At 55.5% G+C, this 17,511-nt stretch carries 14 protein-coding genes; 4 read left to right on the top strand and 10 right to left on the bottom strand.

The genetic code is table 11. The features are described from left to right. Positions 1-18 precede the first annotated feature (18 nt). Complete coding sequence (locus tag F0319_RS06080; protein ID WP_111965320.1) at positions 19-1,407, top strand: glutamine synthetase family protein; 1,389 nt, start codon at positions 19-21, stop codon at positions 1,405-1,407. Between the two features lie 50 nt (positions 1,408-1,457). On the opposite strand, the gene mglC is transcribed toward F0319_RS06080, so the two are convergent. From mglC to F0319_RS06045, 7 genes are all read right to left on the bottom strand, one after another. Then, a complete protein-coding gene (mglC, locus tag F0319_RS06075) occupies positions 1,458-2,468 on the bottom strand; it encodes a galactose/methyl galactoside ABC transporter permease MglC (protein WP_008500921.1) in 1,011 nt (336 codons plus the stop codon). A gap of 15 nt (positions 2,469-2,483) precedes the next feature. Further along, positions 2,484-4,004, bottom strand: a complete 1,521-nt coding sequence (gene mglA / locus F0319_RS06070) for a galactose/methyl galactoside ABC transporter ATP-binding protein MglA (RefSeq protein ID WP_047174129.1) — start codon at positions 4,002-4,004, stop codon at positions 2,484-2,486. Positions 4,005-4,083: 79 nt separating this feature from the next. Then, positions 4,084-5,082 carry a galactose/glucose ABC transporter substrate-binding protein MglB gene (gene mglB, locus F0319_RS06065; RefSeq protein WP_008500923.1) on the bottom strand — a complete coding sequence of 333 codons (999 nt, stop codon included), beginning with the start codon at positions 5,080-5,082 and terminating at the stop codon, positions 4,084-4,086. Between the two features lie 294 nt (positions 5,083-5,376). Continuing rightward, positions 5,377-6,399, bottom strand: coding sequence for an HTH-type transcriptional regulator GalS (gene galS, locus F0319_RS06060; RefSeq protein ID WP_149366476.1), 1,023 nt, complete (start codon positions 6,397-6,399; stop codon positions 5,377-5,379). A gap of 155 nt (positions 6,400-6,554) precedes the next feature. Next, positions 6,555-7,712: a DUF418 domain-containing protein YeiB gene (gene yeiB / locus F0319_RS06055; RefSeq protein WP_149366475.1), complete on the bottom strand. Its 1,158-nt coding sequence runs from the start codon at positions 7,710-7,712 to the stop codon at positions 6,555-6,557. Positions 7,713-7,731: 19 nt separating this feature from the next. Further along, complete coding sequence (gene folE / locus F0319_RS06050; protein WP_023312471.1) at positions 7,732-8,400, bottom strand: GTP cyclohydrolase I FolE; 669 nt, start codon at positions 8,398-8,400, stop codon at positions 7,732-7,734. Between the two features lie 102 nt (positions 8,401-8,502). Next, entirely contained in the window at positions 8,503-9,651 is a 1,149-nt protein-coding gene (locus F0319_RS06045) for a YbfB/YjiJ family MFS transporter (protein WP_149366474.1), read from the bottom strand. Between the two features lie 138 nt (positions 9,652-9,789). Between F0319_RS06045 and fghA the strand changes: the two genes are divergently transcribed. Beyond that, positions 9,790-10,617: an S-formylglutathione hydrolase gene (fghA, locus tag F0319_RS06040; RefSeq protein ID WP_149366473.1), complete on the top strand. Its 828-nt coding sequence runs from the start codon at positions 9,790-9,792 to the stop codon at positions 10,615-10,617. Between the two features lie 99 nt (positions 10,618-10,716). Here the strand turns inward: fghA and cirA are convergent, their stop codons facing one another. The 3 genes from cirA to yieE form a co-directional block, all read right to left on the bottom strand. Next, positions 10,717-12,687, bottom strand: a complete 1,971-nt coding sequence (gene cirA / locus F0319_RS06035; protein ID WP_149366472.1) for a catecholate siderophore receptor CirA — start codon at positions 12,685-12,687, stop codon at positions 10,717-10,719. A gap of 224 nt (positions 12,688-12,911) precedes the next feature. Continuing rightward, on the bottom strand, positions 12,912-14,381 hold the full coding sequence (locus F0319_RS06030) for an amino acid permease (RefSeq protein WP_111965314.1): 1,470 nt from the start codon (positions 14,379-14,381) through the stop codon (positions 12,912-12,914). Positions 14,382-14,550: 169 nt separating this feature from the next. Continuing rightward, positions 14,551-15,417 (bottom strand): DNA-binding transcriptional regulator YeiE, encoded by an 867-nt coding sequence (gene yieE, locus F0319_RS06025; RefSeq protein WP_047346566.1) that lies wholly within the window; start codon positions 15,415-15,417, stop codon positions 14,551-14,553. A gap of 97 nt (positions 15,418-15,514) precedes the next feature. Between yieE and F0319_RS06020 the strand changes: the two genes are divergently transcribed. Together F0319_RS06020 and nfo are read left to right on the top strand one after the other, a co-directional pair. Then, positions 15,515-16,561, top strand: a complete 1,047-nt coding sequence (locus F0319_RS06020) for a YeiH family protein (protein WP_143345329.1) — start codon at positions 15,515-15,517, stop codon at positions 16,559-16,561. 64 nt (positions 16,562-16,625) lie between these two features. Further along, entirely contained in the window at positions 16,626-17,483 is an 858-nt protein-coding gene (nfo, locus tag F0319_RS06015) for a deoxyribonuclease IV (protein WP_127731690.1), read from the top strand. Positions 17,484-17,511: the final 28 nt, after the last annotated feature.

The raw sequence follows: 17,511 nt of genomic DNA, 5'->3' as shown, positions 1-17,511 counted from the left end.
ATGACTATGAACTCGATAATGAATGCGTTTTTCCTCAAAAGTCTCCGCCCGTACTTTAACTTTCCCGGTTTATCACTCCCTGGCGCACTTACTTCTGGTCTCTGGCTGGATGAAAAAATAGACGCCCTGCAGCACAACGTTGCCGTGGAAGTGGCCGATTATCTGGAACGTTACCCGCAAACGAAACATGTTGACGTTTATCTGAACGATATCAACGGCACGGTGCGCGGCAAGCGCCTCTCGGTAGAGAGCATGCTGAATCTGGAAAAAGGCTGTTATTTTCCGCTTTCCGTCTACTCAATGGACCAGAAGGGAAAAATCGCCGCCCCGCTTTATGATGAACCCGACCGGCTGTGCGTCCCGGTCGCCGGCTCTTTGCGCCCCTGTCCGCAGGATCCAGAGCACACGGCGCAGATCCTGCTGACGATGAAGGACAGCGACGGTAACCCCTGCCCGCTTGAGCCGCGCGCGATACTGCAGAACGTCGTGGCCCGCTTCCACCAGCACGGCCTTTTCCCGGTCATTGCCCCGGAAATCGAGTTCTATCTGACGGGACAGGGCGAACGCGATCCGCAAAATCAGGGCTGTTTTCACATGGATACCTCGTCGGCGCATGCGGCGCTGTTTGACGAGCTGGAACAGCTGGCCCACCTGCAGCGCATCCCGCTGTCAGGGGTCGTGGCGGAAGCCGAGTCCGGACAGTACGAATTAAACCTGAAGCACAGCCATCGCGTCGTTGAGGTCTGCGATAACGTGCTGGCGCTTCGTCGCCTGACCCGTTACGTTGCTGAAAAGCACGGTCTGCAGGCCAACTTTATGGCTAAGCCTTTCAGCCAGCTTGCCGGCAGCGGTTTGCACTTCCATTTCAGCCTGAACAATCGTCACGGCGAAAACGTCTTTGCTTCCCCGGTGAACGCGCTTAACAGCATGATACGTTTGTGCGTCGCGGGCCAGCTGGCGCTGATGCCCGCCTCCGTCGCCATTCTTGCGCCAGGCGTCAACGCGTTTCGTCGCCTGCGTAAAAGCCTGACGGAACCCGTCTTTAACTCCTGGGGCTATAACACCCGCTCCGCCGCCCTGCGTATTCCCTGCTCGGATGAGAGTAACCGTCGTATCGAGTACCGGCTGGCCGGGGCCGATGCGAATCCGTATCTGGTGGCGGCCACTATCCTGACCGGCATGCTGTACGGGCTGGAACATATCGACGAGGGGGATCTCCCTGAACCGCAGCACGACCAACCGGAACTGCCGCTGTTCCAGCAGGAGGCGATTGAGGCCTTTGCCCGCTGTCAGTATCTCACCGACAGCCTGGGCGATGCCTTTTCCGAACAGTGGGTCGCCTGCAAGCTCTCTGAACTCGACTGGTTTGAGCGCATTGTGACCCGAGAGGAGTCCCATCTGGCATAGAGCATAAAAAAAGCCCGCTCGGTGAGCGGGCCGGGTATGGAGAGAGACGATTACTTCTTACGGGCGTACTTCAGTGAATCCAGCGCAACCGCGAAGATAATGATGGCGCCCTTGATGATGTACTGCCAGTACGGGTTCACGCCGATATAGGTCAACCCGTAGTTGATGACGGTGAAAATGATCACACCGGTCACCACGCCCAGTACCGTACCCACACCGCCGCTGAAGGAGACGCCGCCCACCACGCAGGCTGCGATCGCATCCAGCTCATACATGAAGCCGAGGTTGTTGGTAGCAGAGCCGATACGGCCCGCTTCCAGCATCCCGCCGAAGGCGTAGAACACGCCGGACAGGGCATAGATGATGAGCAGGTTCAGGGCTACGTTAACGCCGGAGACTTTCGCCGCTTCCGGGTTACCGCCGATGGCGAAGATGTTTTTGCCGAAGCGCGTTTTGTTCCACAGGATCCAGACGAAGGCCACCGCAATCAGCGCATAGAAGGTGATGTACGACAGGCGGAAGCTGCCAAGCGCAATAAACCCTTGCGTAAAGGTCGAGAAGCCGCTGTCAAAGCCCGAGATTGGCGAAGCGCCGACGAAGTCGTAGTACAGGGAGTTGATACCGTAAACGATGATCATCGTACCCAGGGTGGTGATAAACGGCGTCACGTTCAGGTAGGCGATGATAATTCCGTTGATCAGACCAATCACCGCACCGATGGCGCAGACAATCAGGATCACCACGAAAATCGGCATGGTGGCCATTTCCGGGAAGACCTTGTTAGCGTTTTCCATCGACTGCAGCAGGGTTGCCGCGATAACCGCCGCCAGACCCACCTGGCGACCGGCAGAAAGGTCCGTCCCCTGGGTCACGATCAGGCCCGCCACGCCCAGCGCAATGATAATACGCACGGAGGACTGGGTCAGAATGTTACTCAGGTTCAGCAGGCTTAAGAACGTAGGGTCCTGGAAAATGATGATTGCCAGCAAGACTAAAAGAACAACGTAAATACCGCCTTCTTTCAGGTAAGTGAGAAAACTTTTTTTATTTAACGCACTCATGAGGAGCCCCTGATCTTAAAGGTGCAAAGACGCAAGACGCAAAATTTCGTTTTGCGTTGTCGTTTTGGTGTCAACAATACCGGCGACGAGACCATTGCTCATAACCAGAATACGATCCGTGATCCCTAACAATTCCGGCATTTCGGAAGAAATAATAATGATCCCTTTATTCTTTTTCGCCAGCTCGGCAATCAGCTGATAAATTTCAAACTTCGCGCCGACGTCAATACCGCGGGTAGGTTCATCCAGCATCAGAATTTCTGGCTGGGTTAATAACCAACGGCCGATAATCACTTTCTGCTGGTTACCGCCTGACAGCGAACCAATTTGGGTGCGATGGCCTGGCGTTTTCACACGCATGGAGTCAATCACCCATTGGGTATCGCTTTTCATGCGGGAGTTATCCAGCAGCCCGACTTTGTTTTTGTAATTGCGAATGTTAGAAATTAACGAGTTAAAGTTAATATCCAGATACGCATAAATACCGGTCGAACGACGCTCTTCCGTCACCAGCGCGAAACCATTATTAATAGCTTCGTTGGCGTTGTGGTTGTTAATTTTCTTACCGTGCAGCGTAATGGTGCCTTGAGCCTTCTCACGGATACCAAACAGGGTTTCGACGATATCGGTACGTTTTGCCCCGACCAGGCCGGCAATCCCCAGGATTTCACCTTTATGCAGGTCGAAGGAGACATCGCGGATAGACGGCTGACGTAACGAGGTCAGGTTGCGCACTTCCAGAATCACTTCACCCGGCTTGTTTTCTTTGTCAGGGAAGCGCTGGTTCAGGGAACGGCCGACCATCATGGCGATGATCTTGTCCATGTCCAGCCCTTCCAGCGGCTGCGTGGCAATCCACTGACCGTCGCGCAGGATGGTGATCTCATCGCACAGCTGGAAGATCTCTTCCATTTTGTGGGAGATGTAAACAATGCCGCAGCCGCGATCTTTTAGCTTACGAATAATGGTAAAAAGGTGGTTAACCTCTTTTTCCGTTAATGACGATGTCGGTTCATCCATGATAACGATTTTCGCATCATAGGAGAACGCTTTGGCGATTTCGATCATCTGCATCTGGGAGACGGATAATGTTCCCACGCGGGCACGCGGATCGATATCAATATCCAGCTCGTCGAAAATTGCTTTGGTGTCGCGATACATTTTGTCCTGATCGACAAAGACACCTTTGGTTGGATAACGTCCCAACCACATGTTATCCATAACTGAACGCTGCAGCACCAGGTTTAATTCCTGGTGAACCATCGAGATACCGTTTTCCAGTGCTTCTTTCGCTGAATGGAAATCGATCTCTTTCCCCTGAAAAAGAATGCTGCCAGAATCTTTTTGATAGATCCCAAAAAGACATTTTAATAATGTTGATTTACCCGCACCGTTCTCCCCCATTAAGGCATGAATAGAGTGAGGACGAACTTTTAAATTAACATTATCGAGTGCCTTAACGCCGGGAAATGACTTGTTGATACCGCTCATTTCCAACAGGTATTCACCGGATGACTGAGTTGTTGTGCTGACCATAATTATACCTTGTTGGCCTCGCATATCGCGTTATAAAAGGGCGCAACGAATTGCGCCCAGTGGAGACAGTACCGCTAACTTATTTACCGATAAACTCAGCCAGGTTGGACTGGTCTACGCCCACGTAAGGTACGCGAACAATTTTGTTGTCAATTTTCCAGTTGGTGCCATCTGCCGCGCCTTTGCCATCGGCGAGGTTTTTCGCCAGATCGAAGGTGGCTTTCGCCTGGTTGTTGGCATCGTTCAGCACGGTACCGGCCATCGCACCGGATTTAACCAGCGCCAGCGCTTCTGGCAGTGCATCCACGCCGAATACCGGGATTGAGGATTTGTTGTGTGCTTTCAGCGCTTCTACCGCACCCATTGCCATCGCATCGTTGTTGGCGATAACGACTTCGATTTTGTTGGCATTAGGGCCGGACAGCCACGCGTCCATCTTATCTTTCGCCTGAGCGGTATCCCACATCGCGGTATCTAACGCCAGCTGCTGGGTTTTCAGGCCTTTGTCGTTCAGCTCTTTGATAACGTAGGTAGTACGCGCTTCAGCATCCGGGTGGCCTGGCTCGCCTTTCAGCAGCACGAACTGAATCTGACCGTCTTTATTCAGGTCCCAGTTCGGGTTCGCCGCCCAGTGTTTCGCGATCAAATCGCCCTGAATAATACCGGACTCTTTGGAGTCAGTACCGACGTAATACGCTTTGTCGTAGCTATCCAGCGCCTTACGGGAAGGTTCTTTGTTGAAGAAGACGATCGGCACGTTCTGACCGCGCGCTTTTTCAATGACCGTGCCTGCTGCAGCCGGGTCAACCAGGTTGATGGCCAGGGCTTTCACGCCTTTCGCCAGCAGAACGTCGATCTGGTCGTTCTGTTTGGACTGGTCATTCTGGGAGTCGTTCATCAGCAGCTGAACGTCTGGCGCTGCTTTCGCATCTTTCTCAATCGCTTTACGCACAACAGACATGAAGTTGTCGTCGTATTTATAGATGGTCACACCAATACGGGTATCCGCAGCGTGCGCTGCTGCACCAAAAAGCATGCTTGCCATTACAGCAGACAGGGTCAACACCTTCTTATTCATGGTATCTCCGGTTTTTTTATGCAGGGTAGTTCTTGTGAATAACGATCGGCGGGCAGGTGTTAATAAAACGTTACTGACAGCCGAAGTTCACTTATAAAATTTCTTTCTTCCGTGTTCGGTAACGCTCCAGAAATGCGTTTTATTCGTTGTTTGCGGCACATTGGCTATAGTGAAAGTGAATAATCACTGTTACATAGCGTTTCAGCCCCTAAAACGCTGACATCATAGTCAGCGCCTTGTTAAGATACTGTGAATTTACTCACAGATTGAAAACGGTTACATCACCTGATCTAATCAGTTAGTGATCGGAACCACAATTTGCCGGGCCGCGACGGAGTGGCGACGTACTAAAGTCGGCATGAAACAGTGCGTTGCGCCCGGATCCAGCAGCCCTGCCGCTCCCTGTAATGCCAGCTCAGTTGCCAGTTTCGCCATAGAGGCAATGGGGTAGCGCACCGTTGTCAGCTGCGGGTCGGTGTAACGGGCAATCGGGATATCATCAAAACCAATGAGTGATAAATGCTGTGGCACCGCAATGCCGTTATCCTTCAGTGCCGTCAAGGCGCCAGCCGCCATGCTGTCGTTATAGGCAAACACCGCAGACAGCTGCAGGTTGCGGCCCAGCAGCTCCACCATCGCCGCTTCACCGCCCTGCATGTCCGGCGTGCCGGTCCCCACCCAGCTTTCGGATGGCGTAATGCCGTGCTCTTTCAGGGCATTTTGCCAGCCTTCGTGCCGCAGTTCGTCATCTTCAATCTGATGGCTGGAGGCCAGATAACCGATCCGCTGATGCCCGTTGTTGATGAGCATTTTCGTGGCCATCATGGCGCCGCTGACGTTATCCAGCCCGACGCAGCGGTGGGCATAGCCGGGGACAATGCGGTTGATCAGCACCATGCCCGGGATCTGCTCCATCAATCCGGTTAGCTCTTCATCGCTCAAGGCTTTTGAATGGACAATCAGGGCGTTACAGCGCTGGCGGATCAGCACTTCAATGGCATGACGCTCTTTTTCCGCTTCATGATAGCTATTACCGATCAGGACATATTTCTGATGCTGCTGTGCCACCATGTCGACCGCTTTCACCAGCGCGCCGAAAAAGGCATCCGAGACATCCATCACCACCACGCCGATGGTGTCGCTGACCTGCGTCGCAAGCGCCTGGGCATTGGCATTTGGCCGGTACCCGAGCTGGGTCACGGCTTTCATTACGGTTTCTCGGGTTTCAGGGCTGACCAGCGCGCTATTGTTGAGCACGCGTGAGACGGTAGCCACAGAAACGCCCGCCTGACGGGCGACGTCACGAATGGTGATCATATTCACCATCCTTCAAAGGATTGCAGCAACTCACAGACACCCCCTGTGTTTAGCAAGGTGGCTATTTTGGCAGCGAGAGAAAGGGGACTACGTGAAGAAGCTCACAGTCATGAAAACGCTTACATCCGTTTTGTTAATGATTGTGATCCAGATCGTTATCTGGATGTGTTTTTCAATGATACCCCTGAAGCATATGCGGTTAACTGACGCCACACCCACTCCAGCGGTCCCTGGCGGAAATAGCGTAGCCAGAGAACAGAAAACGCCAGGTTTACCACCCAGACCGGAATAACAAACGCCAGCAACGTAAGGCGGTCGAATTTCATAAACAGGCCAAAGCGATAGAAAAGCGTGGTGCATATGAGCGTTTGCAGGAGGTAATTGCTCAACGCCATTCGGCCCACGCAGGCGATAGCGCTGACAATCCACAGGCGGGAAAGCGTTGGCCAGAAGCCATAGATCAGCGCCGCGTAGCCGATGGTCTGGAACGGCGCGCTCAGTTCACGCGGCACCTGGAGCAGGAACGCGCACCAGCGGTAATCCCAGTGGATATGCCACTGCGCAATCACCGCCGGGAGGTTAATCAGCACGCCGAGCAGCACCAGACCGGCGCCGGTACGACGATAGTGACGCAGGCTGAATTCTCCTTTCAGCCACCCGGTGCGCATCAATGACGCGCCCATCAGCATCATGCCCGCCAGCTGCCAGCCGTATTGCGCGCCCAGCGCAAGGAGGTTGTCCCCCAGCATATCCGCGCGGTTGCTTATCGCTTCCGTACCACCTTTCAGCTTCCAGAACTGTTCGTACTGCAGGTTAGCGGCATCCGGGATCCATGAACGGTTTGTCGCCTCGCCGGAGATCATCCCCAGCAATAGCAGGACGCCAAGCCCCATCACATACAGCATCACGCCGGTGTTAAACAGGCTTTTTACGCTGTGCGCATCGCGAATGAGGCGCCAGCAGATGAGCCCGACTAACCCATACGCGAGAAGAATATCGCCGTCCCAGAAGAACAGGCCGTGGATAAAGCCGAGGAGAACCAGCAGCGTCAGGCGCGACTGGATCCAGCGCGTACCGCGTTTGAGGAGAAGCTGCAGGCCTGCGCCAAACAGCAGGGCAAAGAGCGTGAGGAATTTGACCTGCGCAAAGAGATCGAGGATCGCCCACGTCCAGGCATCACTGCGCGTGATGTCGCCATACCACGCAGGATTGAGATAAGCCGCCTTCGGCAAACCGAAGGCGGCGATATTAAGCAGCAGGATACCGAGAATGGCGACGCCGCGAACAAAATCGAGCGTGACGTTTCGCTCCATGGTCCCTGCCCTGTAAGACTTAATTGTGGTGACGTACGGCGCGCAGGAACTCCTGGCGGGTATTCTGGCTTGACTTAAACAGGCCGCCCAGCGAGGTGGTGGTCGTTGCACTGGTCGCATCACGCACGCCGCGCGCCTTCACGCAGTAGTGAACCGCGTCGATAGAGACGGCCACGTTATTGGTGCCCAGCAGCGTTTGCAGCGCGGTCAGGATCTGCTGCGTCAGACGCTCCTGCACCTGCGGACGCTGGGCAAAGAACTGCACGATGCGGTTGATCTTCGACAGGCCAATCACCGTATCTTTGGGGATATACGCCACGGTCGCTTTACCGTCGATGGTCACGAAATGGTGTTCGCAGGTGCTGGTCAGCGTGATATCGCGCACCGTCACCATCTCATCCACTTTCATCTTGTTTTCAATGACGGTGATTTTCGGGAAGTTGGCGTAATCCAGGCCGGAGAAAATTTCGTCGACGTACATTTTCGCGATGCGGTGCGGCGTCTCCATCAGACTGTCGTCACTCAGATCGAGATTCAGCAGCTCCATGATTTCGGTCATATGACCGGCAATCAGACGCTTGCGGGTTTCATTGTCCAAATCCTGTACGGGCGGACGCAGTGGCGTTTCAAGACCGCGCGCAACCAGGGCTTCGTGGACCAGGGCAGCTTCTTTACTGAGTGATGACATTTTGTTCTCCTGCAGGTGTGGCGTCTTTTGCCCTCGTTGTGGCAAAAGTATGCGCTCATTGTGCGTGAGGCGACGCACATAATCCAGTATTCACGACGATAATTATTGCAATTGCTGTTGCCTTTCAGCGTGACGATTCCAGACCAGGGCTCCTCCAACGAACAACGCCAAGCCCGCCAGCCCCAGCGCCGGCTCCAGCCGGTGGGTAAGCCAGGTTGATAACGCCGAGGTGACCGGCCCAATCAACTGACCAATTGCATACCCGGTGGTGAGCAGGCCTGCCATATAGCGCGTGTGGTTTGGTGCCAGCTCGCGACCATATAAAAGAGAGAGCTGCACGGCACACAAAAAGCCGCCGCCCACCAGCAGCCCCCCCGTCAGCAACCCGCCAATCCCCGGCAGCCGCCAGGCCGCCAGCACGCCCGCCCCCTGTAACCACAGGACTATAGCCAGCCTGCGGTTAGCCGTTGAGGTATGGCGTAAAAGAATACTGAGCGCTATCCCCACCACGGCGGCGATACCAAAAATCGGCCAGACGAACTGCGCAAACAAGCTGCCGGGAAAACGCACCGCCGCCATTTGCGAAAGGAAGGTCGCGGGGAGGATATATCCAAAGCCAGCCAGACTGTAGCTCCAGACCAGACGTTTTAAATCCGCCGTCAGCACCAGCGGCTCTGGTGCTGTGCCCGGTCGATGGAGCTGACCGGATCGCGGCAGGTAGCGCGCTACCAGCGCAATCAGCACCAGCGCCAGCACGCCGTAGATTTGCCATGCCGCCCCGGCCGACAGGGACTTCGCCTGGATATAGACGGCGAGCAGCCCGCTCAGGGCAATGCCCGCCCCCGGTCCGGCAAATACGGCAGCGCTCAGGCCCGGTTTACCCAACTGCCCAAGCCGTTCGTTAGTCCAGGCGGCAATCAGTACCATCGACCAGCCGCTCATGCAGCCAATCACGAAGCGCAGCAGGCCGTGTACGACGGCGTTATCCGCCGCCGCGGAGAGCAGCGTCAGCGCCACCGCGCCGGTGATGCCAAGCCAGAGGCGCGTTTCCACAAAGCGGTGCGCACGCATAGCATCCCATGCGCCCACCAGATAGCCCAGATAGTTCATCGCCGCGACCAAACCCGCGCTGGTCAGCGTAAGCTGCCCGGCAGCAATCATCAGCGGCACCTGAGGCGTAAAGGCAAAGCGCCCAATTCCCATCGCCACCACCAGAACGACAAACCCACTGAGCGCAATACGCAGCGCCATGACCGCTCCAATTGTTAAAGAAAAGTAAATTTATGATGCAGCATCTGGCCGTCAGGCGAAAGTGAAAGTTGCTCACAGGTCAATGAAAAGGCTGTATTATGGTTTTTATGAATACGCATTCTCATTAAGGAGCCCTGCATGGAACTGCTCGAAGAGCACCGTTGTTTTGAAGGTCGACAGCAGCGCTGGCGGCATGACTCCACCGTCCTGAACTGTGCGATGACGTTCAGCATTTTCCTGCCGCCGACGGAAAATCCGCCGGTTCTGTTCTGGCTTTCAGGCCTGACCTGCAACGACGAAAACTTCACCACCAAAGCGGGCGCGCAGCGTATTGCCGCCGAGCTGGGTATTGCGCTGGTGATGCCTGATACCAGCCCGCGCGGCGATGATGTGGCCGACGATGCGGGATACGATCTGGGCAGAGGCGCCGGGTTTTATGTCAATGCGACCGAGCAGCCCTGGGCGCGCCACTACCGCATGTATGATTACATTCGCGATGAACTTCCTGCGCTGGTGCAGTCGCAGTTTGCGGTTGGCGAGCGCTGCGCGATCAGCGGCCACTCGATGGGCGGACACGGGGCGCTTATCATGGCGCTGAAAAATCCGGGAAAATACGTCAGCGCGTCGGCATTTGCGCCAATTGTGAACCCAACGCAGGTGCCGTGGGGGCAGAAAGCCTTCACGAACTATCTGGGTGAAGATGAAGCGAAATGGCTGGAATGGGATAGCAGTGCGCTGATGCTGGCCAGCAGCTCAGCAAATGCGATCCCGATGCTTATCGATCAGGGCGATGCGGATCAGTTCCTCGCCGGACAGCTGCAGCCTGCGGTGCTGGCAGAAGCGGCACGCCAGAAAGACTGGCCGCTGACGCTGCGCATCCAGCCGGGATACGACCACAGCTATTATTTTATCGCGTCCTTTATTGAGGATCATCTCCGCTTCCATGCGGAGCATTTATTCGGCTAAGTGCAGCCGATTGCCGGGTGGCGGCCTCGCCTTACCCGGACTACATTCGTGGATTTTGTAGGCCCGGTAAGCGAGGCGCCACCGGGCATCCAGGCTACATCAGAACTTATAATCCACGCCGACAAAGTAGCGACGGCCATCTTCCGTGTAGCTGTAATCGTCGCGGCTCAGATCTTTGTCCAGCAGGTTCTGCACGCCTGCACGCAGCTTCACGCTTTTCGTCGCCTGCCACGCGGCGCCGGTATTCCAGATGACATAGCCACCCGGCGTTGGAGCGCTGCTGGTCAGCGCGCGTTTCTCACCTGTGTAGTTGCCCTGAACATAGAACGACCAGTCCTGCGTCGCCTTCCAGTCAACGGTACCGTTAGCCGTGTGGAACGGCAGATCGGACAGCGGCTTGTTGCCTCCGTTGCTGATATCGCGACCGTCGTTATAGGTGTAGTTCAGCGTCAGTTTCCAGTCGTCCGCCAGCGGGAGTTTCAGCTCGGTCTCCACCCCGCGGATGCGCGCCTTGTTAACGTTGTAGTAGCGGAAAATCGGTTCACCGTCCGCATTCAGGCCAACGTAGTTAGTGTAGCCCTGGGCCTGTTTCGCATTGGCCGTACGGCTGATGCTGATACGGTCATCCACATTATTCTGGAAGGTGGTGACGCTGGCCTGCACGCCCTCTAACCAGCCCTCTTCTCCACTGTAGTACAGACCGAATTCAAAGCTCTCGCTGGTTTCCGGCTTCAGGTCCGGGTTACCAACAATCTCACAGGCACCGCGGCACGAGCCGGTAACCCAGTCTGGGCTCAGCTGCAGCAGAGACGGCGCTTTAAACGCGGTAGCCCAGCCCCCTTTCACCGTTACGGTATCGGTCGCGTTGTAGACCAGATAGGCGCGCGGGCTCCAGTGGTCGCCGTAGGTATCATGGTCGTCCATACGGATGCCGGTGGTCAGTGCCAGAGGTTCAAAGAGACGCCACTCATCTTCCAGGAACAGGGCATACTGGCTTGTCGACGTACTGCTGCTCGAACCGCCCATCAGGTTGACCGGATCCTTCAGCTTATCGTGACGCCATTCGCCGCCGAAGGTCAGTAGCTGGTTGATTTCGCCCAGCGGCAGCACGTATTTCCCGTCCACCGCGTTGCTTTCGGACGTGATCGGATTGCTGTTGCCCGGGTTTTTGTTATCCACCTTTTCGCCGTAAACCTTCAGCTCGCTATTGCCGACGTCCCAACGGCCGTTGTGGCTAAGCGAGTAGTTCTGTCGCTCAAGGCGGTTTTTGTCGAGGGAATCCGAGTCACGATCCTGACGATCGAAACCGTAGCCCGCCGTAAAGTCGTGATTTTCAGACGGCGTCCAGGCGAATTCCACATTCGCATCGCGGCTGGTGAAGCCCTCAATGCGCGGTGTTTCACCGCTCGCCGTGGTAGAAGATTTCTGCTGACCGTCTTTCTCGCGCTTCGCGAGGCTACCGTAGGCTTTCAGCCCCAGCAGGCCGTCCACCAGCGGACCGCTGGTATAGAACTGACCGTTGTAGGTGTCTCCACGGTCGCGGTGTTCCTGAACCGTGGAGTCGGCGCTCAGGGTGCCCGTCCATTTCTGGCCGATTTTTTTGGTGATAATGTTCACCACGCCGCCCAGGGCATCGGAACCGTACAGAGAAGACATCGGTCCGCGCACCACTTCGATTCGTTCGATGGCGTCAACCGGCACCCAGTTGAGGTCGAAATCATTATGGCGGAACACCGCGTTACGCGAGTTGACGCGCTTGCCGTCGATCAGGATCAGCGTGTAGCTGCTGTCCAGTCCACGGATACTTACCCCTTTACGGTTGTCCCCTTCGCTCGTGAGCTGAACGCCCGGCACCTCCCGTAACACATCTTTCAGGTTCTGAACGGGTTTGCGCTGCAAATCTTCCTGGGTAATCACGCTGATGCTTGCCGGTGCGTCTTTCAGGTTTTGCTCGGTCGCGGAGGCCGTGACAACCATTGTGTCGCCGGATTCCGCTGCGATAACAGGCAGGGCCAAGGACATTGCGGACGCACAAAGTCCTCCCCTGACGAAGGGATTCAACCTAAACATTCCATATCTCCATGAGGTAAATACAACTAAATCAAATCATCATTGCTCACAGCGTCTTCCCTGCCGCCCACATCTGCGGTGGGTCGGTGACACGCTTATTTTTGATAACGATAAAGCAAACGATAATTATTATCAATTAAATTGTTAAGAAATATATCTTTGTTTCAGGATACGGGAATAAAAAAACCCGCTCGAATGAGCGGGTTAAAAGAGAGGAAGTGCGGTTATTGTTTAAATCGTTCCGGGAATTCCATTTCACTGTAGCGAACGAATTTTGTTCCTTTCGTCAGCTTGTAGCCAAACCAGATGACGAGGAACAGCGGAATACCAATGTAGGTCGCCGTGACGGCGCCCCAGTCAATGGTGTCCGCCAGGAACGCTTCATAGTTCTGTCCCAGCGTAATGATCAGGCACAGAATGAAGGCGAAAATGGGACCCAGCGGGAAGAACCCTGAGCGATACGGCAGCTGGTTAACGTCATAACCCTGTTTGACGTAGCCACGGCGGAAACGATAGTGGCTAATGGCAATCCCCAGCCAGGCAATAAAGCCCGTCATCCCGGAGGTGTTAAGCAGCCACAGGTACACCGTCTGGTTGCCAAACATAGAGGTCAGGAAGCACAGACCGGCGATCACCGTAGTGGCGTACAGCGCGTTACGCGGTACGCCGCCACGGGACAGCTTCGCGAAAATACGCGGTGCTTTACCGTCGCATGCCAGCGTGTAGAGCATACGGGTGGACGCGTACATCCCGGAGTTACCGGCTGAAAGCACAGCGGTCAGGATAACGGCGTTCATCACTGCCGCGGCTGAAAGCAGACCGGCGTGCTGGAAGACCAGCGTGAACGGACTGACGCTAATGTCTTTAACGTCATTACGCAGCAGGCTTGGATCGGTGTACGGAATGATCAGGCTGATAATCAGGATCGCGAACACATAGAACAGCAGGATACGCCAGAAGACCTGACGAACCGCGCGCGGAATATTCTTCTCCGGGTTTTCTGACTCACCGGCCGCGATGCCAATCAGCTCGGTCCCCTGGAAGGAGAAGCCGACAATCATTGCCACGCCAATCATTGCCGACAGTCCACCGGCAAACGGCGCATCGCCTATCGTCCAGTTACTCCAGCCCGCAGGTTCTGCGCCTTTGAAAATACCAACGATCATCGCCACACCGACGACGATAAAGATGATGACGGTTGCCACTTTGATCAAAGAGAACCAGTATTCCGCTTCGCCGAAACCGCGCACGGAAATGTAGTTCAGCAGGAAGATAACGGCGAGGAACAGGGCGCTCCAGATCCAGCCCGGCGTATCCGGGAACCACCAGTTCATCACCAGCTGTGCGGCAACGAGGTCAACGGCGATAGTGACCGCCCAGTTGTACCAGTAGTTCCAGCCCAGCGCGAAGCCAAAGCCTTCTTCAACGTATTTTTGACCGTAGGTCGAGAACGAACCGGATACCGGCATGTACGCGGCCAGTTCGCCAAGACTGGTCATCAGGAAGTACACCATCAGGCCAATCAGGATATAAGAGAAAAGTGCCCCACCCGGGCCTGCTGCCGAAATCGTTGCGCCAGAGGCAACGAAAAGACCTGTACCGATTGAGCCGCCAATGGCGATCATCGTCAGGTGACGCGCCTTAAGTTCACGACGTAGCGTGGGCGCTTCTGTGGTTTTAATTTCTGAAACCATATGAAAATGCTGTCCATTTAATAAATGAGGCGCGATTGTAGCAGACGATCCGCGTTCCTTCCGGCAGAAATACTCAGTTATAAGAGAGCTTCATGACTGGGCCAGGATTATAAGTAAAGCATAATTTTTCCCTCTCCTCTTTGGGGAGAGGGCCAGGTAATGGGCGATTTCACATCTCGCAATAGCGCAGAAAACGCTGCAGCGAGCTGGAAAGGTGTTTCTGACGATGATGAATGCACCACAGCGTGCGCACCAGTTTCGGGAGCGGGATGGGGATTTCAACCAGCGATCCGGTTTCCAGCTGTTCGGCAATAACGCGCCGGGAAAGACAGCTGATGCCGAGCCCGTGGCGCACCGCGTGCTTGATGGCCTCAGAGTTCCCCAGCTCCATCCCTAACTGGAAATGCGGCAAATGAGAAAGCAGCAGATAATCGACAATTTCACGCGTGCCGGAGCCCTGCTCGCGCAGGATCCACTGCGCCTGCGCCAGGCGTTCCAGCGTCACCTCGCCCTGCAATAACGACGAGGCCGGGGAGGCAAACACCACCAGCTCATCTTCCAGCCAGGGCTCGGCAATAATATCGACGTTATGGCAGGGTCCTTCGATGAGGCCGATATCCACCCGGAAGTCGATCACCGCGTTGATGACGTCCTGGCTGTTCCCCACGCTCATCTCCAGCGGCAGGGTCGGGAAATCCCGGCGGTAGCGGGCAATCACTTCCGGCAGGATGTAGTTCCCGATGGTGCTGCTGGCGTAGACGCGGATCGCGCCATTGTCTTCGCGGAACAGCTGCTCGATTTCGATAGCCTGCTCCAGCAGCGCCAGCGCGCGTGGATAAAGAAGACGACCGTGCTCGTTGACCACCAGACGCTTCCCTACCCTGTCAAAAAGCTGAACGCCAAGCTGTCCTTCAAGATCGGTTAACGCCGCGCTGACCGCAGACTGCGAGAGCGCCAGCATTTGTGACGCCTGGGTCGTCGAGCCGCTTTTCAGCACCTCGGCAAACACTTCCAGCTGACGCAGAGTAATGTGCATGGTTGCTTACCACTTATATAGATTGATTATAAGTATATAATCAATTTTATTTTTAAGCCAGAGCGCCGTAACCTTTAGCCAGACAAAGGAGAAGGTTATGTCAGAAATCACCTTACAACATCATCGTACAGTGTGGCACTTCGTGCCGGGTCTTGCGCTCAGCGCCGCAGTGACCGCCGTCGCGCTATGGGGCGGCAGCATCCCGGCCATCGCAGGCGCAGGTTTCAGCGCGCTGACGCTGGCCATTTTGCTGGGCATGGTCGTGGGTAACACCGTTTATCCACATATCTGGAAATCCTGCGACGGCGGCGTGATTTTTGCCAAACAGCACCTGCTGCGTCTTGGGATCATTCTTTACGGCTTCCGTCTCACCTTCTCGCAAATTGCGGATGTGGGCGTGAGCGGGATCGCCATAGACGTCCTGACCCTGACCAGCACCTTTTTACTGGCCTGCTTTATCGGTCAGAAAGTGTTTGGCCTGGACAGGCAAACCAGCTGGCTGATCGGTGCCGGGAGCAGTATCTGTGGGGCCGCGGCGGTGCTGGCAACGGAACCCGTCGTTAAAGCCGAAGCCAGCAAGGTGACGGTGGCGGTAGCGACGGTGGTGATCTTCGGTACGCTGGCGATTTTCCTCTACCCGGCCATGTATCCGCTGGTTGCCCACTGGTTTAGCCCGGAAACCTACGGCATCTATATCGGTTCGACCATGCACGAAGTGGCCCAGGTGGTGGCGGCAGGACATGCTATTAACCCTGAAGCCGAAAACGCAGCGGTGATTGCCAAAATGCTGCGCGTGATGATGCTGGCGCCGTTCCTGATTTTCCTTGCTGCACGGGTTAAACAGCTGGCACCGGCGGACAGTAATCAGAAAAGTAAAATCACCATTCCATGGTTTGCGATCCTGTTTATCGTGGTCGCTATCTTTAACTCCTTCCACCTGCTGCCCAAATCGGTAGTGGATATGCTGGTGACGCTGGATACCGTACTGCTGGCGATGGCCATGGCGGCCCTGGGGGTGACCACACACGTCAGCGCGCTGAAAAAAGCCGGTGCGAAACCGCTGCTGATGGCGCTGGTACTCTTCATCTGGCTGATTGTCGGCGGCGGCGCGATTAACCTCGCGGTCCATAGCCTGATGGCATAAACCACTACATCCTTCTCCTGTTAACCCGCTATCATAGGCATTTCGGGTTAACAGGAGTCCCTTTATGAAATATGTTGGAGCGCACGTCAGCGCTGCAGGTGGCCTTGCGAATGCCGCCATTCGTGCCGCCGAAATTGAGGCGACCGCTTTCGCCCTGTTCACCAAAAATCAGCGCCAGTGGCGCGCCGCCCCGCTCACCGCCGAGGTGATTGACGATTTCAAAGCTGCCTGTGAGAAGTACCACTACGGGCCAGGCCAGATCCTTCCCCACGACAGCTATCTTATTAACCTCGGGCACCCGGTTGAAGAGGCGCTGGAAAAATCCCGCGAGGCGTTTCTTGATGAAGTTCAGCGCTGTGAGCAGCTTGGGCTGACGCTGCTGAACTTCCATCCAGGCAGCCATCTGATGCAGATCGATGAAGATGCCTGCCTCGCGCGCATTGCCGAATCCATCAACATCACGCTGGACAAGACCAAAGGCGTCACCGCGGTGATTGAGAATACCGCCGGTCAGGGCAGCAACCTCGGCTTTAAGTTCGAACATCTGGCGGCGATTATCGACGGCGTGGAGGATAAATCCCGCGTCGGCGTGTGCATTGATACCTGCCACGCGTTTGCCGCCGGTTATGACCTTCGCACCACCGAGGCAACGAAAAACACGTTTGATGAGTTCGAGCGCGTTGTTGGCTTTAAGTACCTGCGCGGAATGCACTTAAACGATGCGAAAAGCGCCTTTGGCAGCCGCGTTGACCGCCACCACAGCCTGGGCGAAGGCAACATTGGCCACGATGCGTTTCGCTTTATCATGCAGGACGCCCGCTTCGACGGTATTCCGATGGTGCTTGAAACCATTAATCCGGATATCTGGGCAGAAGAGATTGCCTGGCTGAAGGCTCAGCAAACTGCTGAACAGGCGGCATAAAAAAAGCCGGGTGCATAATGCGACCCGG

The organism is Enterobacter vonholyi, from assembly GCF_008364555.1.
GTDB classification, from domain to species: domain Bacteria; phylum Pseudomonadota; class Gammaproteobacteria; order Enterobacterales; family Enterobacteriaceae; genus Enterobacter; species Enterobacter vonholyi.
This window is presented reverse-complemented; position numbering and strand designations above follow the sequence as displayed.

Bases quoted from the DNA above. Each gene is read 5' to 3' on its own strand.
- F0319_RS06080 (WP_111965320.1), top strand. From the start codon at position 19: ATGAATGCGTTTTTCCTCAAAAGTCTCCGCCCGTACTTTAACTTTCCC.
- mglC (WP_008500921.1), bottom strand. From the start codon at position 2,468: ATGAGTGCGTTAAATAAAAAAAGTTTTCTCACTTACCTGAAAGAAGGC.
- mglA (WP_047174129.1), bottom strand. From the start codon at position 4,004: ATGGTCAGCACAACAACTCAGTCATCCGGTGAATACCTGTTGGAAATG.
- mglB (WP_008500923.1), bottom strand. From the start codon at position 5,082: ATGAATAAGAAGGTGTTGACCCTGTCTGCTGTAATGGCAAGCATGCTT.
- galS (WP_149366476.1), bottom strand. From the start codon at position 6,399: ATGATCACCATTCGTGACGTCGCCCGTCAGGCGGGCGTTTCTGTGGCT.
- yeiB (WP_149366475.1), bottom strand. From the start codon at position 7,712: ATGGAGCGAAACGTCACGCTCGATTTTGTTCGCGGCGTCGCCATTCTC.
- folE (WP_023312471.1), bottom strand. From the start codon at position 8,400: ATGTCATCACTCAGTAAAGAAGCTGCCCTGGTCCACGAAGCCCTGGTT.
- F0319_RS06045 (WP_149366474.1), bottom strand. From the start codon at position 9,651: ATGGCGCTGCGTATTGCGCTCAGTGGGTTTGTCGTTCTGGTGGTGGCG.
- fghA (WP_149366473.1), top strand. From the start codon at position 9,790: ATGGAACTGCTCGAAGAGCACCGTTGTTTTGAAGGTCGACAGCAGCGC.
- cirA (WP_149366472.1), bottom strand. From the start codon at position 12,687: ATGTTTAGGTTGAATCCCTTCGTCAGGGGAGGACTTTGTGCGTCCGCA.
- F0319_RS06030 (WP_111965314.1), bottom strand. From the start codon at position 14,381: ATGGTTTCAGAAATTAAAACCACAGAAGCGCCCACGCTACGTCGTGAA.
- yieE (WP_047346566.1), bottom strand. From the start codon at position 15,417: ATGCACATTACTCTGCGTCAGCTGGAAGTGTTTGCCGAGGTGCTGAAA.
- F0319_RS06020 (WP_143345329.1), top strand. From the start codon at position 15,515: ATGTCAGAAATCACCTTACAACATCATCGTACAGTGTGGCACTTCGTG.
- nfo (WP_127731690.1), top strand. From the start codon at position 16,626: ATGAAATATGTTGGAGCGCACGTCAGCGCTGCAGGTGGCCTTGCGAAT.